This window comes from Mesorhizobium sp. M0715 (genome assembly GCF_040320355.1).
In the GTDB taxonomy this organism is placed as follows: Bacteria; Pseudomonadota; Alphaproteobacteria; order Rhizobiales; family Rhizobiaceae; genus Mesorhizobium.
Genome location: NZ_JAMYPL010000001.1, coordinates 242,101 through 259,935, shown reverse-complemented (window position 1 = coordinate 259,935; position 17,835 = coordinate 242,101). Strand labels below are relative to the sequence as shown.

Genomic DNA, 17,835 nt, shown 5'->3' with positions numbered 1-17,835 from the left:
TGCGTCGAGAAGGAGGTCTCTACGAGACCTGCTCGACCTGCTGCACTTCCGGCACGAAATGGCGCAGAAGGTTCTGGATGCCGTGCTTCAGCGTCGCCGTCGAGGACGGGCAGCCGGCGCAGGCGCCCTTCATGTGCAGGAACACCGTGCCGTTCTCGAAGCCGCGGAAGGTGATGTCGCCGCCATCCTGGGCGACCGCGGGGCGCACCCGTGTATCGAGCAGTTCCTTGATGGTGATGACCAACTCCTCGTCGGCCTTGTCGTAGAACTCACCGGTCTGGCTGGTCTCGGCGGCCGGGCCGGCCTTGGCCATGACGGGCGCGCCGGACATGAAATGCTCCATGATGGCGCCGAGGATCGCCGGCTTCAGATGCTGCCAGTCGGGGCCATCCTTGGTCACGGTGATGAAGTCATAGCCGAAGAAAACGCCGGTGACGCCAGGAATTTCGAACAGCCGGCCGGCCAGCGGCGAGGCGACGGCGGCGCTGTCGGCATCGCGGAAATCGGCGGTGCCTTCCAGAAGCACTTCCTTGCCGGGCAGGAATTTCAGCGTCGCCGGATTTGGCGTCGATTCGGTCTGGATGAACATGGCCGTCTCCGTGCCCGTTTGGGCATCTAGTTTGGAACAATTCTAAATAGGCTCAATTGGATGGACATTCAAGCGAAACGCATCGCCGGAACGGCTGGCTGGCGGAATGTTTTTTCGCGCCCAAAATCGGAGCGGCATCACCTGAAGAGCAAAATCTCAGGCCAGGCTGTCTATTTCCTCGTCCGACAGGTTCTGCGGCACGACAGTCACCGGGATCGGGAAGGCGGCACCCTTGCCGGCCACGGCGCCGACCAGCGGCCCCGGGCCTTCCTTGCCCGCACCGGCGGCCAGCACCAGGATGGCGATGTCCTGGTCTTCCTCGATCAATTTGTGGATCTCTTCCGTCGGCTTGCCTTCGCGCACCACCATCTCGGGCTCGATGCCGAGCTTCTGGCGCACCTTGTTGGCATAGCTGTCGAGTGCGGCGCGCGCCGTGGCGTTGGCTTCCTCGCGCATGATCTTCTCGACACCCAGCCAATGCTGGAAATCGTCCGGCACGATGACATAGAGCAGCACCAGCGTGCCGCTGGTGCTCTGCGCCCGTTTCGAGGCATAGGCGACGGCGCGCTCGCATTCCGGCGTGTCGTCGATGATCGTCAGGAATTTCCTGCGATGGCCGGCTTCGCGGCTGAGGCGTTTGGAGACCATGTCTATCTACTCGGTGTCGTGCGGCCGCAATCTGCCACTGCGGGGGACCGGCGGCAAGCCGCCGGCCTTGTGCCAGTGCACCCGATGTCGCGATCAGCCCTGCAGCAGGCCGATAATGTCGCGCACCGTCTTCATCGTCGCTTCGGCCAGCACGCCGGCGCGCTCGCCGCCATCCTTGAGCACCGCGTCGACATAGGCGCGGTCATCCGAAATGCGGCGCATCTCGCTGGCGATCGGCGCCAGTTTTTCCACTGCAAGATCGGCCAAGGCCGGCTTGAACACGGAAAACTGCTGGCCGGCGAATTCCTTGAGTACATCCGCCTTCGACATCTCGGCGAGACCCGCATAGATGCCGACCAGGTTCTCCGCCTCGGGCCGGCCGGCCAGGCCGTCCAGCTCGCTCGGCAACGCGTCCGGGTCGGTTTTGGCCTTGCGGATCTTCTTCGAGATGTCATCGGCATCGTCGGTCAGGTTGATGCGCGACAAATCCGACGGGTCCGATTTGGACATTTTCTTGGAGCCGTCGCGCAGCGACATGATGCGCGCCGCCGGCCCACCGATGACCGGCTCGGTCAGCGGGAAATAGCCGTTCACGGTCTCTTCGCCGACCTGCATCTCGACGCCGATGCCAAGGGCCGCGATGCGGTCGGAGAAGTCGTTGTTGAATTTCTGCGCGATGTCGCGTGTGAGTTCCAGATGCTGCTTTTGGTCCTCGCCCACCGGCACGTGGGTGGCACGGTAGAGCAGGATGTCGGCAGCCATCAGCGAAGGATAGGCTAGCAGGCCGAGCGACGCGTTCTCGCGGTCCTTGCCGGCCTTGTCCTTGAACTGCGTCATGCGGTTCATCCAGCCGATGCGCGCCACGCAATTGAAGATCCAGGCGAGCTCCGCATGCTGCATGACCCGCGACTGATTGAAGACGATGTGCTTCTTCGGGTCGATGCCCGAGGCCAGGAACGCAGCGGTGATCGACCGCGTCTGGTCGGCTAGGTCTTCATGAACGAGTTGAGCTGTCAGCGAATGCAGGTCGACGACGCAATAGATGCAATCGGAGGTGTCCTGCAGGGCGACGAATTTCTTGATGGCGCCGAGATAGTTGCCGAGGTGCAGATTGCCGGTCGGCTGGACACCGGAAAAGACGAGTGGCTTGAAGGCGGTCATGATTGTCCTCATGGCTTGTGGAGGGCCGTATAAGCGTGATTCCGAAAAGTTGCAGACTTTTCGGAGCCAATCACGCGGCTGGAAACCGCGCGCGGCGAAAGTCTTGCGACGGCGCGCTTATGGACGAGAGCGGTGAGAGGATCAAGAGGCCATTGGGCCTTGGAGCAGACTACAAGGAACAGGGACAAGAAACCGGGAGTGTCTCAGTTTGAAATTTGAAATATGCAAAAGCACCTATATGGTTCGCGGAAAGCAGGGGCCGGAGACTTGGCGCGAGTTTGGAAGATTGTACGCCACGGGGCGCCCGATCAATGGGAGGATTCCATCCCAGAGAAGTCGCTGGCCGAAGGGCAATTAGTCGTGCTTCTATCGCGGCTAGCCGCGAGCCATCTGCCACCCGTCGCCACGACCCCATTGCCACGAAACGCTCCGCGCTTCACTACGTCGCTCACTGTCAAAAACGCCCGCTTTGGCAACAAGCACTTCATCATGTACGCGAGCGGCAGCCGGGTGCATTACATAGCGACCTTGGAGGAGACGCCTTGAATGCCCACCGGATCTGAAGGTCAGAAGCGCCCCGCCGGCGTGGTCGGTATGCAAGAGGCACTGCAGCGCAGGCGCAGCCGCGAGACGCCGCTGGAGACCGCGGCACGGCTTCGGGCCGAACTCGGAATTGAACTGAGGGGGCAGGCGCGCAACACCTTGCCACCCTCCGTCTACGACGAATTGTCTGGAGAAGACTAATGTTTGTCGAAGCAGCCGCTATCGTCGCAATGAGGGGTGGGACATTGCAATAAATTCCGGCTCACGGATCTGGAGACTGTTCCCTAGTCGGCGGCGATCCTTTCCGTCCGACATTGCGCCGGATCATCCCGAAATCGGCGCCGCCGGTGGCAAACGCGGTGATGAAATAAAGCAGCGCCCCACCGGCAACCAGCGACAGCAGCGTCGCCGCCTTGACCACCAGCGGCGAGCCCGGCCCAAGCCTGATGGCGAACCAGTGTTCGGCAAAATAGAGCGCAGCGCCCATCACCACGGCGGACAGCACCAGACGTGGAATGCGCTTCATCAGCGGTACGTCGCGGCCCCAATGGCCGCGCCGGATCAAGACGCCGAGCAGCATCACCGCGTTGACCCAGCCGGCGACGGCCGAGGCCACCGCAATGCCGGGCGCCCCCATCCGTGGAAACAGCGTCAGCGCCGTGGTGACGTTCACCGCCACCGAGATGGCGGCAAAGATCATCGGCGTGCGCGTATCCTCACGGGCGAAATAGCCTGGGGTGAACGCCTTGATCAGCACGAAGGCCGGCAGGCCGAGGCCGAAGATGGCCAGGATCGCCGCCACCGTCGGCGTCGATCCGTTGGCGGCGAACGCGCCGCGCTCATAGACCAGCCGCACGATCGGTTCCGACATCACCCAGAGTGCCGCGGCTGCCGGCAAGGTCAGGAACAGCGTGAACTCGACCGAGCGGTTCTGCAGATTGGCCGCCTCGATCAGATTGCCCGACTTCAGCGCCCGCGACAGTTCGGGCAACAGCACGATCGCCACCGCAACGCCGACCACGCCGAGCGGCAACTGGTAGATGCGGTCGGCGTAGGCGAGCGAGGACACCGCGCTGTTCTGCGCCGAGGCGATCGCCGTACCGATCAGTTGGTTGATCTGGGTGATGCCGCCGGTGATGGCCGCCGGCAGCGCCAGGATCAGCAGCCGCTTGACCGCGGGCGTCATTTTGGGACGGCGAAAGCCGATCGAGATGCCGGCATGGCGCACCGCCACCCAGACGATCGCCAACTGCACCAGTCCGGCGGCAAGCACGCCCCAGGACAGCCCGTAGCCGACTGTCAGGGCATCCGAGCCCTTGTACCAGGCATAGGCGAGCACGCCGATCAGGATGATGTTGAGGAACACCGGTGCCACCGCGGCGGCGAAATAGCGGCGCAGCGAATTCAGCATGCCCGCCATCATCGCGCCCAGCGACATGCAGATCAGATAGGGAAACATGATCGTCGCCAGCGTCACCGTGGTGTCGAACTTCCCCGGCGTGCCGGCAAAACCCGGCGCCACCAGATAGCGCACGATCAGCGGCATCGACAGTTCCATGATGATCGTCAGCGCCAGCAGCGCCGTGAACAGCACGCCGAACACTTCCTCGGAAAAGCGCTTGGCGCCTTCGGTACCGTGGGTCTCGATCTCCTTGGCGAACAGCGGCACGAAGGCGGCGTTGAAGGCCCCCTCGGCAAACAGCCGGCGAAAGGTGTTGGGAAACTGGAAAGCAGCGTTGAAGGCATCGGCAACCGGTCCGGTACCGAGTGCAGCAGCCATCAGCATCTCGCGGCCGAAACCGAGCGCGCGGCTCATCAGCGTGCCGGAAGCGACCGTTGCGAATTTCTTGACGAGGCTCATGCTTTTGGGAACTGCCTGCGCAATTGGGACAAAGTGATGGTCGTTGTCACTCGGCCGCCGCCCTGGGCTTGCCGCCGCGTTCGGGCACGATGCCTTCGAGCGTTGCCATCAGCCGATTGCGGATGGTGGCGATGCGAGCCGGGCTATCTATCTTCTGGCCAGTGAGATCGGTGACATAGAAAGTGTCGATGACCTTTTCGCCGAAGGTGGTGATGTGGGCCGATGCGATGTCGAGCGACAGGTCGGAAAGCGTTCCGGTGATCTCCGACAGCAGTCCCGGCCGGTCGAGGCCCTCGACCTCGATGACCGAAAAACGGTTCGACAGCGTGTTGCGGATTTCGGCACGCGGTGGGATCTTGAACACCTTGGAGCCGCGCCGCGGCTTGGTGCGCTTCTCGATCATTTCCGGCAGCCAGCTCTTGCCCGACAGCACGTCCTCGATCAGCCGGCCGACACGTTCGGCGCGCCGGCGCTCGTCCTCGTCGCGATCGAATTCTCTGCTGATCAGGATCGTGTCGAGCGCGCGGCCATCCGACGTCGTGAAGATCTGCGCGTCGACAATGTTGCCGCCGGCTCCGGCGCAAGCCCCGGCGATGACAGAGAGCAGGCGGGGGTGGTCCTGCGCCAGCACGGTGATTTCGGTCACCGCCTCGAACTGGTGGGTCTTGACCATGGTGGCAAGCTTGTTGCCTGACACGTCCGCTTCGCGGATGAACTCGGCATGGCGCAACTGGTCTGCGAGATCGACGGTCAAAAGGTAATTCTCGTAGTGTTGGCCGACATAGCGCTTGCGGGCCTTGTCCGGCCAGTCGGCAAGCGCCTCGGCCAGGCGCTCGCGCGCCGCCGCCGTGCGCTGCGCGCGCGACACTTCCGAAAACCCGCCGGTCAGCAGCAATTCGGTCTCGTAGTAGAGCGTGCGCAGCAGCTGGCCCTTCCAGCCGTTCCAGACACCGGGTCCGACGCCCCTGATGTCGCAGACGGTGAGGATCAAAAGCAGCTTCAGCCGCTCGACCGACTGCACGATCGCGGCAAAATCCTCGATGGTCTTGCGGTCGTTGAGGTCGCGGGTCTGCGCCGTCATCGACATCACGAGGTGGTTCTCGACCAGCCAGGCCACGGTTTCGGTATCGGCAGGCGACAGCCCCATATGCGGGCAGATGCGACGGGCGATCCTGGCCCCCGCCTCGGAATGGTCCTCCGGCCTGCCCTTGGCAATGTCGTGCAGCAATACGGCGACATAGAGCGCCTCGCGGCTCTTCTTCAGGCCCGGCATCAGCGTGTGCGAGAGGGGGTGGACCTTTTCGCCGTCGCCGCGCTCGATCTCGGCCAGCACGCCGATGCAGCGGATCAGGTGCTCGTCCACCGTATAATGGTGGTACATCGAGAACTGCATCATGGCGACGATCTTGCCGAAATCCGGGATCAGCCTGCCGAGCAGTCCGGCTTCGTTCATGCGACGCAGATTGAGTTCGGCATTGCGATCCGAGGTCAATATGTCGAGGAACAGCCGGTTGGCCTCCTCGTCGCGCCGCAGCGACTTGTTGACCAGGCCGAGCGAACGGGTCAGCAGCTTGAGCGCGTCAGGGTGGAATTCCAGACCGTGCTTGTCGGCGAACCAGAACAGCCTGAGCAGATTGACCGGATCGCGCTCGAACACCTGGTCGTCGGCGATGTTGATGCGGTGGTTGTCGACAATGAAATCGGAGGTGCCGGCCAGCTTGCGTTTGCGCCTGGAGAAAGTCAGGAAGATGCGGTTGAAGCCAGGAACGTGCTTGGCCTGCTCCTCCTCGAGCGCCGCGCAGAAGATGCGGGTCAGGTCGCCGACGTCCTTGGCAACGAGGAAGTAGTGCTTCATGAAGCGCTCGACCGCCGACAGGCCGGGGTGTGTGGTGTAGCCGAGCCGTTCGGCGATCTCGCGCTGGATGTCGAAATGCAACCGCTCTTCGGCCTTGCCGGTGAGGAAATGCATGTGGCAGCGTACCGCCCACAGGAAATCCTCCGCCTTCTGGAACTCGCGGTATTCGCCCTCGGTGAAGACGCCCTTGTCGACCAGTTCCTCGCCGGTACGCACCCGATAGAAATATTTGCCGATCCAGAACAGCGTCTGCAGGTCGCGCAGGCCGCCCTTGCCGTCCTTGACGTTGGGCTCGACCAGATAGCGGCTTTCGCCGGCCTTGGCATGGCGGTCATCGCGTTCGGCAAGCTTGGCCTGGACATATTCGGGGCCGGTCGTGCGCACCACCTCATGATCGAACCGCAGCATCAGTTCATCATAGAGCTTTTCCTCGCCCCACAGGAAACGTGCTTCGAGGATCGAGGTGCGAATGGTGACATCGGTGCGCGACAGGCGCAGGCATTCGTCGATGTTACGGGTGGCGTGGCCGACCTTCAGCCCCAGGTCCCACAGCATGTAGAGCATGTATTCGACTGTCTGTTCGCCCCACGGCGTCTGCTTGTAGGGCAGCAGGAACAGAAGGTCGATGTCGGATCCGGGCGCCAGCGTTCCACGGCCGTAGCCGCCGACAGCGACGACGGCCATGCGCTCCGCCGAGGACGGGTTCTTGACCCGGTAGACATGGGTGACGGCGAAATCGTAAAGCGCCCGGATGATCTCGTCCATGAGATGCGACAGCCGCGCCGCGCAGGCGCTGCCGCCGCCATCGTCCATCAGCATTCGTTCGGCAATGGCGCGCCCTTCCGCCAGTCGTCCCTTGAGCAGTTGGAGCACGCCATTGCGCGCGGCCTGCCCTGAGCCATCATCCGCCGTGGCCGCGGTCAGCGCGGTCATCTCGCGGCGCAAGGCTTCGCCGTCGATCAATTCGTCGAGCTTCAGGGAGATTCTTGCCATATATCCAGTCGGCCTTGCCGTTCGGCGGCGTCTATAGCGCGTTTTCGTGGCGCTGGGTATGGGGCGTTGAAAGCCGGTTCAAGACCCGGTTGAGCTTTGGCTCGGATAAGTAAATGGAATAACCATTCTCCGCTTCAGTCGACAGAAATCGACAATGCGCTTGCCTATCCGCCGAGCCTCGGCTTTGACCTTCGCTATGGCTGTCTTTCTGCGTTTCCCGGTCCCGGCGGCGCACTGGATATCCCGCTTTTCCCTGAGCAGGCTTGGCAATTGGAGCGCCCTGTCGCCAAGGAACTGATCTTGCGCGCAGAGCGCAGGAACAAGCTGATAGATTGTCTCGCCTCGCAAAACCGAAAACTCGGGGTTGAAGACAAGGTCGTCGACAGCGATGCCGATCTCCTCGGTGGCCTTGATCAGGTCGAGCGCGGTTTGCCTGGAGATGATGTAGCCGGCGGTTCCTATATGTCCAGCGTCGAGTTTGGATGTGGAAAAGCCGTGACCGATGTCAATGCGCTTGCGTCGGATCACGGTCTTGCAAAAATAGCTTTCGAGCTTGACGACTTCGGCATCGGCTGGAATCCAGTTGATGTCGCGAAGCAATGCGCCGGCTTTCGCGGCAAAGACGATGTCGTCCTCGAAGATTGCCCCGTAGCGAGCGTCGCCTTGCGCTATGGCGGCCCAGCAGGCCCGGTGACTGAGCAGGCAGGCGATCTCGCCGTCAGTCAATGGCAGCCTGTTCCGATATCCGACATTTTGCGGCAGCTGGTCCAGGTCCGGCCGATCCCGTGCGTCGATGGCCTGAACGCGTTCGAACGGGACGCCGATGCGGGCAAACTCCGCCGTCACACGGGCAAGGCGATCGGGAGACCGATCGAGATTGATGACCAGACGCTTCATTGCCAAAGAAAATCTCACCCCCGGGACGCTCGCTCTCTAGCAGGCGTGGTGTTGCCGCGTGAGACTTTTTCTGGGGGAGGATGGACGCGCCGTGGACCGGAGAAGAAAAGTCGAAACAGCCCTTGACCTTCCAGTTACTGGAAGCCCTATCTCCACGTCACACGCCGATAAATCAAGGCATTTTCGAATGACGCATTCCGATCACGATCATCACGCGCATAGTAGCTGCTGCTCGACAAAAGGCGCCGTGCCCACCACGAAGAGCGTCGTCCGCGATCCGGTCTGCGGCATGACTGTCGATCCGGTCGCCGGCAAGCCGACGACCGAGCATGATGGCCATCCCTATCATTTCTGCAGCCAGGGCTGCCGCACGAAATTCGTCGCCGAGCCGGAAAAATTCCTGACGGCCACCGATCCGGTCTGCGGTATGAGCGTCGATCGCGCGACAGCCAGGCACTTTGCCCGCCACGAAGGCCAGGGCTTTTACTTCTGCTCGGCCGCCTGCCAAGCGAAATTCGAGGCGGAGCCGCAAAAATATCTCGGCGACAGGCCGGCACCGCAGCCGATGCCCAAAGGCACGCAATACACCTGCCCGATGCATCCCGAAATCATCCGCGACAAGCCAGGATCCTGCCCGATCTGTGGCATGGCGCTGGAGCCGATGGGCGTGCCGACGGGCGATGAAGGGCCAAATCCCGAGCTGGTCGATTTCACCAGGCGGTTTTGGGTGAGCGCTGTCCTTTCGGTCCCCCTTCTGATCATCGCAATGGCGCCCATGATCGGCTTGATGTTTGAAGGCCTGGTCGAGGACCGGACAAAGGTCTGGATCGAACTGGTCCTGGCAAGTCCGGTGGTGCTTTGGGCCGCCTTTCCCTTCTTCCACCGCGGCTGGGACTCGCTGGTCAACCGCAGCCCCAACATGTGGACGCTGATCTCGCTCGGCGTTGGCGCTGCCTATCTCTACAGCGTCGTCGCCACGCTGTTTCCGGACATTTTCCCGCATCAGTTCCGCGGCCATGGCGGTGCGGTGCCCGTCTATTTCGAGGCTGCCGCCGTCATCGTTGCGCTGGTCTTCCTTGGTCAGGTGCTGGAGCTGCGCGCCCGTGAAAAGACCGGTTCGGCGATCCGCGCCTTGCTCGATCTGGCGCCGAAGACCGCGCGGCTGATTGCCGCCGATGGTTCCGAAAACGACGTGCCCCTCGACGCCGTCAAGGCCGGCGATCGCCTGCGCATACGCCCCGGTGACGCCGTGCCGGTCGATGGCACGGTGCTGGAAGGGCGGTCCTCGATCGACGAATCGATGATCACGGGCGAGCCGTTGCCGGTCGAGAAGGTCGAGGGCGATGCGCTGACCGGCGGCACGCTCAACAAGAATGGTGCGCTGATCATGCGCGCTGAGAAGGTTGGCGCCGAGACGACGCTGGCGCGCATCGTCGAGCTCGTCGCCAAGGCGCAGCGCTCGCGCGCCCCGATTCAAGGGTTGGCCGATCGCGTTTCTTTCTACTTTGTCCCGGCCGTCGTCCTTGTCGCGATTGTCGCTTTCACCGCCTGGGCCGTGTTTGGACCCGAGCCCAGCCTGATCTTTGCCATCGTCTCGGCGGTGTCGGTGCTGATTATCGCTTGCCCCTGTGCGCTCGGCCTTGCCACGCCGATGTCGATCATGACCGCCACCGGGCGCGGAGCGCATGCCGGTGTGCTGATCAAGGAGGCCGCAGCACTCGAACGCTTCGCTTCCGTCGACACGCTGATCGTCGACAAGACGGGGACGCTGACCGAAGGCCGGCCGAAGCTGACCGATGTCGTTGCGGCAAACGGTTTTTCCGAGGAGGAATTGCTGGCGCTTGCCGCCGGTCTGGAGAAGGGGTCGGAGCATCCGCTGGCTGAAGCCATCGTCGACGGCGCCGCTACGCGCGGCGTGACAGTTGCCGAGGCCAGCGCCTTCGAGGCCGTCACCGGCAAGGGCGTGTCCGGTTCGGTCTCGGGAAAGACGGTCGCGCTCGGCAATACCGCGATGATGGCCGACCTTGGCGTCGACATCGCATCCATCTCGGCCAAGGCCGAGGCGTTGCAACTCGAAGGCAAGACGGCGATGTTCGTCGCTGTCGACAAAAAACTGGCCGGCATCGTCGCCGTCGCCGACCCTATCAAGGCAACGACGGCCGAGGCGATCAAGGCGCTGCATGAAAGCGGCTTGCGGATCATCATGGCAACCGGCGACAATGAACGCACGGCCAACGCGATCGCCAGAAGCCTCGGCATCGACGAGGTCCGCGCCGGCCTGCTGCCGGAACAGAAGGCAGCCCTTGTCGAGGAACTGCGCGCAAAGGGCGCCGGCGTTGCCATGGCCGGCGACGGCGTCAATGACGCACCGGCCCTTGCCGCCGCCGATGTCGGCATCGCCATGGGCACCGGCGCCGATGTCGCCGTCGAAAGCGCCGGTATCACTCTGGTCAAGGGCGACCTCAACGGTATCGTGCGCGCCCGCACGCTGGCCCAGGCGACGATCCGCAACATCCGCCAGAACCTGTTCTTCGCCTTCCTCTACAATGTGCTTGGCGTGCCGGTCGCCGCCGGCGTGCTCTATCCGCTCACCGGCACGCTTCTGTCGCCGATGCTGGCGGCGGCGGCGATGAGCCTGTCTTCGGTGTCGGTGATCGCAAACGCATTGCGGCTGAGAACATTGAAACTCTGATCCAAGCCCCCAAATACGAAACCACCCAACAGGAGACCATGAATGACCTTCGCCAAAAAACTCGTGCTGCTGCTGATGGCGGCCGGAATGCTGGTTGCCGTCTTCCTCGAAAGTGTTCCGGCGCAAAGTGAGGAGATGAAACACGACATGGGCGCCATGGCGACGGACGCGACCAGCCCCTCGACCGAGGGCTACAAGGCAGCGATGGACAAGATGCATGCCGACATGATGGCATCTGAATATACCGGCAATGCCGATGTCGATTTCGTCAAGGGCATGATCCCGCACCATCAGGGTGCCATCGACATGGCCAAGGTCGAGCTTGCCAACGGCAAGGATCCGGAAATCCGCAAGCTGGCCGAAGGCGTCATCGCCGCGCAGGAAGCCGAGATCAAGCAGATGCAGGCCTGGCTCGCCGCCCATCCGGTGAAGTAAGTCTTCAGCCATCGCCAGCTCGGCGAGAACGCCTCTGGATTTCTCGTCCAGCCCGTGATGCGATCGGCCCAAATGGAGCCCGCCATGCCGCCGACCATCAGAACCACCAAACTGCCCTCAGGCGAAGCCGTTCAGGTGCTTGGCCAGGGCACATGGAAGATGGGCGAGGATATCAGTCGCCGTGCCGATGAGGTGAATGCCCTCAAGCTCGGCCTCGACCTCGGCATCACACTGATCGACACTGCCGAAATGTATGCCAGCGGCGGCGCCGAGGAGGTGGTGGCAGAGGCTATTGCCGGGCGCCGTGACGAGACCTTTCTGGTCTCGAAAGTTCTGCCATCGAACGCTTCGCGCGCGGGCGTGCAGCGCGCCTGCGAAAACAGCCTGAAGCGCCTGCGCACTGACCGCATCGATCTCTATCTGCTGCATTGGCCGGGCAGCGTGCCGCTGGCGGAAACGGTCGCGGCCTTCGAGGCCCTGAAAAAGGCGGGCAAGATCCGTCACTGGGGCGTCAGCAATTTCGACACCGACGAGATGGAAGAGCTGATCGGCTTGTCGGATGGCGGCAATGTCCAGACCAACCAGGTGCTCTACAATCTGGTCCGGCGCGGCCTCGAATTCGACCTGGCGCGGTGGAGCCGGCAGCGCGGCATTCCGCTAATGGCTTATTCGCCGGTCGAGCAGGGCGCGCTGGCGCGCAATGCCAGGCTGGAAGCCATTGCCGCCCGCCACAAGGCCACGGCGGCACAGATCGCCCTGGCCTGGGTGATGCATCAGGAGGGCGTCATCGCCATCCCGAAGGCCAGCAGCCAAGAGCATGTCCGCCAGAACGTCGCGGCGCTCGACATCAAGCTTACGCCGCAGGACATCGCCGATCTCGACCGTGGCTTTCCGCCACCGACGCGCAAGCGCGGGTTGGAGATGATCTGACTACGTCCCCGCCAACCCTTTTAGCCGGTAGAGCGCTTCCAGCGCCTCGCGCGGCGTCATCTCGTCGGGATTGATCGCGCCGAGCGCGTCGCCGAGCGCATCGTTTTTCGCCGGCTTTGGCGCTTCGCGCTTCACCGCCACCGAAAACAGCGGCAGGTCATCCACCAGCCGGTTGGTCTTGCCGGAGACTTCGCCTTCTTCGAGCTGATGCAGCACTTCCTTAGCCCGGTCGACCACCGCCTCCGGCAGGCCGGCCAGCCGCGCCACCTGCACGCCGTAGGAGCGGTCGGCGGCACCCTTGCCGACCTCGTGCAGGAAGACGACGTCGTTTTCCCATTCCTTGACCCGCATGGTGACGTTGGAGAGCCGCGCCAGCTTGCCGGCCAGCGACGTCATTTCGTGAAAGTGAGTAGCGAAGATCGCCCGGCAGCGGTTCTTCTCGTGCAGGTATTCGACCGCCGCCCAGGCGATCGACAGGCCGTCGAAAGTGGCGGTGCCGCGGCCGATCTCGTCGAGGATCACCAGCGCGCGTTCGCCGGCCTGGTTGAGGATCGCCGCCGTCTCGACCATCTCGACCATGAAGGTCGAGCGGCCGCGCGCCAGATCGTCCGAGGCGCCGACCCGCGAGAACAGCCGGTCGACGACGCCGATATGGGCCGATGTCGCCGGCACGAACGAGCCGGTCTGGGCGAGGATGGCGATCAGTGCGTTCTGCCGCAGGAATGTCGACTTGCCGCCCATGTTGGGGCCGGTCAGAAGCCAGATCGCGCCATTCTTGGCGCTGCCCTCCGGTGACAAATCGCAATCATTGGCGACGAACGGCCCTTCGCCCGAGCGGCGTAAAGCCTGCTCGACCACCGGATGCCGGCCGCCCGCAATCTCGAAGGCAAGGCTGGAATCCACCACCGGCCGGCACCAGGCTTCGCTTTCCGACAAAAGCGCGAGCGCCGCCGACACGTCGAGCACGGCCAGCGCATCGGCGCCGGCGCGGATCTTTTCGGCTTCGCCAACCGCTTCCGTCGTCAGCGCCTCGAAGGCGGCCAGCTCAATGCTGAGCGCCCGGTCGGCGGCGTTGGCGATCTTGGTCTCGAGTTCGGCAAGCTCGGTCGTCGTGAAGCGCATGGCGTTGGCCATGGTCTGGCGGTGGATGAAGCGCGCCTTGGCGCCGTCGCTGCCGGTCATGATCGCGTGGTGATTGGCGGTCACCTCGATGTAGTAGCCAAGCACATTGTTGTGGCGGATCTTCAGCGAGCGGATGCCGGTCTCGTCGATCAGCGAGCGCTCCAGCCCGGCGATCACTTTGCGCGACTCATCGCGCAGCGCCCGCATCTCGTCGAGATCGGGGTGATAGCCGCCGCGAACGAAGCCGCCGTCACGCTTGAGCAGCGGCAGTTCGTCGCCAAGCGCCTGTGTCAGGTGCTGGGCCAGCGCCTGGGGCAGCGCGTGGATGGCAGCGAGTGCCGCCGTCAATTCCCTGGGCAGGGCGGTCGCGGCAAAGATCTCGGCGATCGCGCCGGCAGCCTCGAAACCGGCGCGCAGCGCGCCAAGGTCGCGCGGGCCGCCCCGGTTGAGCGCCAGCCTGGACAGCGCGCGCGGCATGTCGGCGACGCTCTTCAGGCTCGACCGTACCGCCTGGCACAGCCGCGTTTCGGCACGGAAGAACGAAACCGAGTCCAGCCTGCCGCCGATCGCCACCGGGTCGGTCAGTGGCGCCATCAGCCGGTCGGCGAGCAGCCTTGCGCCGCCGCCCGTCACCGTGCGGTCGATCGCCTTGAACAGCGAGCCTTCGCGGCTACCCGACAGAGTGCGTAAGAGTTCCAGATTGCCGCGCGTGGCCGGATCGATGAACAGGGTCGAGCCTTGCTCTTCGCGCTCGGGCCGCGATAGCGGCGGGCGCTCCGCCTTCTGCGTCTTCTCGACATAGGCGATGGCGCCGGAGATCGCCGACAGTTCGGCGCGCGAAAAGGCGCCAAAACTATCCGGTGTCGCCACATCGAAGAAGCGGGCGATGCGTCCCGTGGCCGAGGTCGAATCAAACAGCGACGGCGGCTGCGGGCTGGCGACGCGGCCAAGCACGTCGAACACCGGCTTCAGCTCCGGATCATGGAACACCGGCTCGGCGACGATCAGCTCGCGCGGATCGACACGGAAGATGTCGGCCAGCAGCCGGTCGGCGGTGGTGTCGGTGACGCGAAAGGCGCCGGTCGAGATGTCGATCCAGGCCAGCGCAAAGGATTGGTCCGCTCCACCCTTCACCCGCCCCAGCGCCATCAGGAAGCTCGATTCCGAGGGGGCCAGCAATTTGTCCTCGGTGATGGTGCCTGGTGTCACCAGCCGCACCACGTCGCGGCGCACCACCGATTTGCCGCCGCGTTTCTTGGCCTCGGCCGGATCCTCGATCTGTTCGCAGACGGCAACGCGGAAACCCTGGCCGATCAGCTTTTGCAGATAATCGTCGGCGGCATGCACCGGCACGCCGCACATCGGAATGTCGAGCCCTTGATACTTGCCGCGTTTGGTCAGCACGATGCCCAACGCCCGGCTCGCCTTCTCGGCATCGTCGAAGAACAGCTCGTAGAAATCGCCCATGCGATAGAACAGCAGCGAATCGGGGTTCGCCGCCTTGATCTCGATGAATTGCTCGATCATCGGCGTGGCGCCGGCGTGGGCGGTCGGCACCGGCGTCATCGCCTCGGGGGCGTCTGGCTCGTTCGGGCTATGCATGTTCATACGCGGCAAGCTAGCAGATGTGATGGTGCGGTTTAATGCCGGCGCTTCGAAAAACAGGGGACGACGGGACGGCAGCTTGTCCGCAATTGCCGATGCGGACGGCGATTCCGGCGCACTGGCGGTTTACACGCGGCGGCGCGTGGTCTTAATTCGGACCGAAACAAAGCACCCGCTTCAAGGAGGTGCTGCACCGGCGAGGAAATCAAGAACATCATGGCCAGGAAAACCGAGAACAGCGGTCCGTCCGTCAGTGCGCAGGAAGCGCTCGAATTCCACGCCATGGGTCGGCCGGGCAAGCTGGAGGTCGTCGCCACCAAGCCGATGGCGACGCAACGCGACCTCAGCCTCGCCTATTCGCCTGGTGTCGCGGTTCCGGTTCTGGCCATCGCCGAAGACCCCTCGCGCGCCTTCGACTACACGACGCGCGGCAACATGGTCGCTGTCATCTCCAACGGCACGGCCATCCTCGGTCTAGGCAATCTCGGCGCGCTGGCCTCCAAGCCGGTGATGGAGGGCAAGGCGGTGCTGTTCAAGCGCTTCGCCGATGTCGATTCCATCGACCTCGAGGTCGACACCGAGGACGCCGACGAGTTCATCAACTGCGTGCGGTTCCTCGGGCCCTCTTTCGGCGGCATCAACCTCGAGGACATCAAGGCGCCGGAATGCTTCATCATCGAGCAGCGCCTGCGCGAGTTGATGGACATTCCGGTCTTCCATGACGACCAGCACGGCACCGCCATCATCTCGGCCGCCGGCCTGATCAACGCGCTGGAGATCACCGGGCGCGACATGAAGACCACGAAAATGGTCTGCAACGGCGCCGGTGCAGCCGGCATCGCCTGTATCGAGCTGATGAAGGCGATGGGTTTTGCCCCCGAAAACATCACTCTGTGCGACACCAAGGGTGTGGTGTTCCAGGGCCGCACCGAAGGCATGAACCAGTGGAAGTCGGCGCATGCGGTCAAGACCGAGGCGCGCAGCCTCGCCGAGGCACTCGATGGCGCCGACGTCTTCCTCGGCCTCTCCGCCAAGGGCGCGCTGACCACCGCCATGGTGCAGTCGATGGCCAAGAACCCGATCATCTTCGCCATGGCCAATCCCGATCCGGAAATCACGCCGGAGGAAGTGGCCGAGATCCGCACCGACGCCATCATGGCCACCGGGCGTTCGGACTATCCGAACCAGGTCAACAACGTGCTCGGCTTCCCCTACATTTTCCGCGGCGCGCTGGATGTCAGGGCAACCACCATCAATGACGACATGAAGATCGCCGCCGCCCAGGCGCTGGCGGCACTGGCGCGCCAGGACGTGCCCGACGACGTCGCCGCCGCCTATCAGGGCAACCGGCCGAAATTCGGCCCCAACTACATCATCCCGGTGCCGTTCGACCCGCGCCTGATCTCGGCCATCCCGATTGCAGTCGCCAAGGCGGCGATGGACTCAGGCGTCGCCCGCAAGCCGATCCTCGATCTCGACCGTTATGCGCAGGAGCTGTCGGCCCGCCGCGACCCGATCGCCTCGACCCTGCAGCGCATCTACGACCGCGTGCGCCGCCAGCCCAAGCGCATCGTCTTCGCTGAGGGCGAGGAGGAGCAGGTCATGCGTGCCGCCGTCTCCTATGTGAACCAGCGGCTCGGCACCGCCATCCTGCTCGGACGCGACGACGTCATCAAGGAAAACGCCAAGCACGCCGGCATCGACCTCAACAAGCAAGGCATCGAGATCATCAATGCCAGGCTGTCGCGCCGCAACGGCATCTACACCGACTATCTCTACGAGCGCATGCAGCGCAAAGGCTTCCTGTTCCGCGACTGCCAGCGCCTGATCAACAACGACCGCAACCATTTTGCCGCCTGCATGGTGGCGCTGGGTGACGCCGACGGCATCGTCACCGGTGTGACCCGCAACTATTCCACCGCACTCGACGACATCCGCCGCGTCATCGACGCCAAGCCCGGCCACCGCGTCATCGGCGTCTCGATCGTGCTGGCGCGGGGCAAGACCGTGCTCGTCGCCGACACCGCCGTGCACGATATGCCCAATGCCGAGCAGATCGCCGACATCGCCGAGGAGGCCGCAGGCTTTGCCCGCCGCATGGGCTATGAGCCACGCCTTGCCATGCTCGCCTATTCCACCTTCGGCCATCCGCAGGGCGAGCGCTCCGAACGCGTCCAGGAAGCCGTGCGCATCCTCGACAAGCGCCGCGTCGACTTCGAGTATGACGGCGAAATGGCCGCCGACGTCGCCCTCAACGCCCGCGCCATGGCGCAATATCCGTTCATAAGGCTGACCGGCCCGGCCAATGTGTTGATCATGCCGGCGTTCCACTCGGCCTCGATCTCGACCAAGATGCTGCAGGAACTCGGCGGCTCCACGGTCATCGGTCCTCTGCTGGTCGGCCTGAACAAGCCGGTTCAGATCGTGTCGCTCAACGCCAAGGACAGCGACATCGTCAACATGGCGGCGATCGCGGCGTATACGGCGGGGACTTGAGGGGCGAG

At 63.7% G+C, this 17,835-nt stretch carries 12 protein-coding genes; 5 read left to right on the top strand and 7 right to left on the bottom strand.

What is annotated here, in order from left to right; genetic code table 11:
* Positions 1-19: 19 nt before the first annotated feature.
* The 3 genes from NKI21_RS01180 to trpS all read right to left on the bottom strand — a co-directional run bounded on the left by NKI21_RS01180 (position 20) and on the right by trpS (position 2,398).
* Entirely contained in the window at positions 20-589 is a 570-nt protein-coding gene (locus tag NKI21_RS01180) for a NifU family protein (protein WP_023811631.1), read from the bottom strand.
* Between the two features lie 156 nt (positions 590-745).
* Complete coding sequence (locus tag NKI21_RS01175) at positions 746-1,237, bottom strand: universal stress protein (RefSeq protein WP_013528063.1); 492 nt, start codon at positions 1,235-1,237, stop codon at positions 746-748.
* A gap of 93 nt (positions 1,238-1,330) precedes the next feature.
* Positions 1,331-2,398 carry a tryptophan--tRNA ligase gene (gene trpS, locus NKI21_RS01170; RefSeq protein WP_352439735.1) on the bottom strand — a complete coding sequence of 356 codons (1,068 nt, stop codon included), beginning with the start codon at positions 2,396-2,398 and terminating at the stop codon, positions 1,331-1,333.
* Positions 2,399-2,944: 546 nt separating this feature from the next.
* On the opposite strand from trpS, the gene NKI21_RS01165 reads away from it, so the two are divergent.
* Positions 2,945-3,142, top strand: a complete 198-nt coding sequence (locus NKI21_RS01165; protein ID WP_050592693.1) for a hypothetical protein — start codon at positions 2,945-2,947, stop codon at positions 3,140-3,142.
* Between the two features lie 61 nt (positions 3,143-3,203).
* Here the strand turns inward: NKI21_RS01165 and murJ are convergent, their stop codons facing one another.
* The 3 genes from murJ to NKI21_RS01150 form a co-directional block, all read right to left on the bottom strand.
* Positions 3,204-4,802, bottom strand: a complete 1,599-nt coding sequence (murJ, locus tag NKI21_RS01160) for a murein biosynthesis integral membrane protein MurJ (RefSeq protein WP_023811635.1) — start codon at positions 4,800-4,802, stop codon at positions 3,204-3,206.
* Positions 4,803-4,848: 46 nt separating this feature from the next.
* Positions 4,849-7,650 carry a [protein-PII] uridylyltransferase gene (locus NKI21_RS01155; protein WP_127289968.1) on the bottom strand — a complete coding sequence of 934 codons (2,802 nt, stop codon included), beginning with the start codon at positions 7,648-7,650 and terminating at the stop codon, positions 4,849-4,851.
* A gap of 78 nt (positions 7,651-7,728) precedes the next feature.
* Positions 7,729-8,547 (bottom strand): glycosyltransferase family 25 protein, encoded by an 819-nt coding sequence (locus NKI21_RS01150; protein WP_352439800.1) that lies wholly within the window; start codon positions 8,545-8,547, stop codon positions 7,729-7,731.
* Between the two features lie 187 nt (positions 8,548-8,734).
* Here NKI21_RS01150 and NKI21_RS01145 point away from each other — a divergent pair, with 187 nt between their 5' ends.
* The 3 genes from NKI21_RS01145 (at position 8,735) to NKI21_RS01135 (ending at position 12,604) form a co-directional block, all read left to right on the top strand.
* Positions 8,735-11,239 (top strand): heavy metal translocating P-type ATPase, encoded by a 2,505-nt coding sequence (locus NKI21_RS01145; protein ID WP_352439734.1) that lies wholly within the window; start codon positions 8,735-8,737, stop codon positions 11,237-11,239.
* Positions 11,240-11,281: 42 nt separating this feature from the next.
* Positions 11,282-11,674: a CopM family metallochaperone gene (gene copM, locus NKI21_RS01140; RefSeq protein ID WP_352439733.1), complete on the top strand. Its 393-nt coding sequence runs from the start codon at positions 11,282-11,284 to the stop codon at positions 11,672-11,674.
* Between the two features lie 84 nt (positions 11,675-11,758).
* On the top strand, positions 11,759-12,604 hold the full coding sequence (locus tag NKI21_RS01135) for an aldo/keto reductase (RefSeq protein WP_352864181.1): 846 nt from the start codon (positions 11,759-11,761) through the stop codon (positions 12,602-12,604).
* On the opposite strand, the gene mutS is transcribed toward NKI21_RS01135, so the two are convergent.
* A complete protein-coding gene (gene mutS, locus NKI21_RS01130; protein ID WP_352439732.1) occupies positions 12,605-15,334 on the bottom strand; it encodes a DNA mismatch repair protein MutS in 2,730 nt (909 codons plus the stop codon).
* Positions 15,335-15,547: 213 nt separating this feature from the next.
* On the opposite strand from mutS, the gene NKI21_RS01125 reads away from it, so the two are divergent.
* Complete coding sequence (locus NKI21_RS01125; protein ID WP_352439731.1) at positions 15,548-17,827, top strand: NADP-dependent malic enzyme; 2,280 nt, start codon at positions 15,548-15,550, stop codon at positions 17,825-17,827.
* Positions 17,828-17,835 lie beyond the last annotated feature (8 nt).

Excerpts from the sequence above, each read along its gene's own strand:
- NKI21_RS01125 (WP_352439731.1), top strand. The coding sequence starts at position 15,548 with ATGGCCAGGAAAACCGAGAACAGCGGTCCGTCCGTCAGTGCGCAGGAA.
- NKI21_RS01180 (WP_023811631.1), bottom strand. The coding sequence starts at position 589 with ATGTTCATCCAGACCGAATCGACGCCAAATCCGGCGACGCTGAAATTC.
- trpS (WP_352439735.1), bottom strand. The coding sequence starts at position 2,398 with ATGACCGCCTTCAAGCCACTCGTCTTTTCCGGTGTCCAGCCGACCGGC.
- NKI21_RS01175 (WP_013528063.1), bottom strand. The coding sequence starts at position 1,237 with ATGGTCTCCAAACGCCTCAGCCGCGAAGCCGGCCATCGCAGGAAATTC.
- NKI21_RS01165 (WP_050592693.1), top strand. The coding sequence starts at position 2,945 with ATGCCCACCGGATCTGAAGGTCAGAAGCGCCCCGCCGGCGTGGTCGGT.
- copM (WP_352439733.1), top strand. The coding sequence starts at position 11,282 with ATGACCTTCGCCAAAAAACTCGTGCTGCTGCTGATGGCGGCCGGAATG.
- murJ (WP_023811635.1), bottom strand. The coding sequence starts at position 4,802 with ATGAGCCTCGTCAAGAAATTCGCAACGGTCGCTTCCGGCACGCTGATG.
- NKI21_RS01155 (WP_127289968.1), bottom strand. The coding sequence starts at position 7,650 with ATGGCAAGAATCTCCCTGAAGCTCGACGAATTGATCGACGGCGAAGCC.
- NKI21_RS01145 (WP_352439734.1), top strand. The coding sequence starts at position 8,735 with ATGACGCATTCCGATCACGATCATCACGCGCATAGTAGCTGCTGCTCG.
- NKI21_RS01135 (WP_352864181.1), top strand. The coding sequence starts at position 11,759 with ATGCCGCCGACCATCAGAACCACCAAACTGCCCTCAGGCGAAGCCGTT.
- NKI21_RS01150 (WP_352439800.1), bottom strand. The coding sequence starts at position 8,547 with ATGAAGCGTCTGGTCATCAATCTCGATCGGTCTCCCGATCGCCTTGCC.
- mutS (WP_352439732.1), bottom strand. The coding sequence starts at position 15,334 with ATGAACATGCATAGCCCGAACGAGCCAGACGCCCCCGAGGCGATGACG.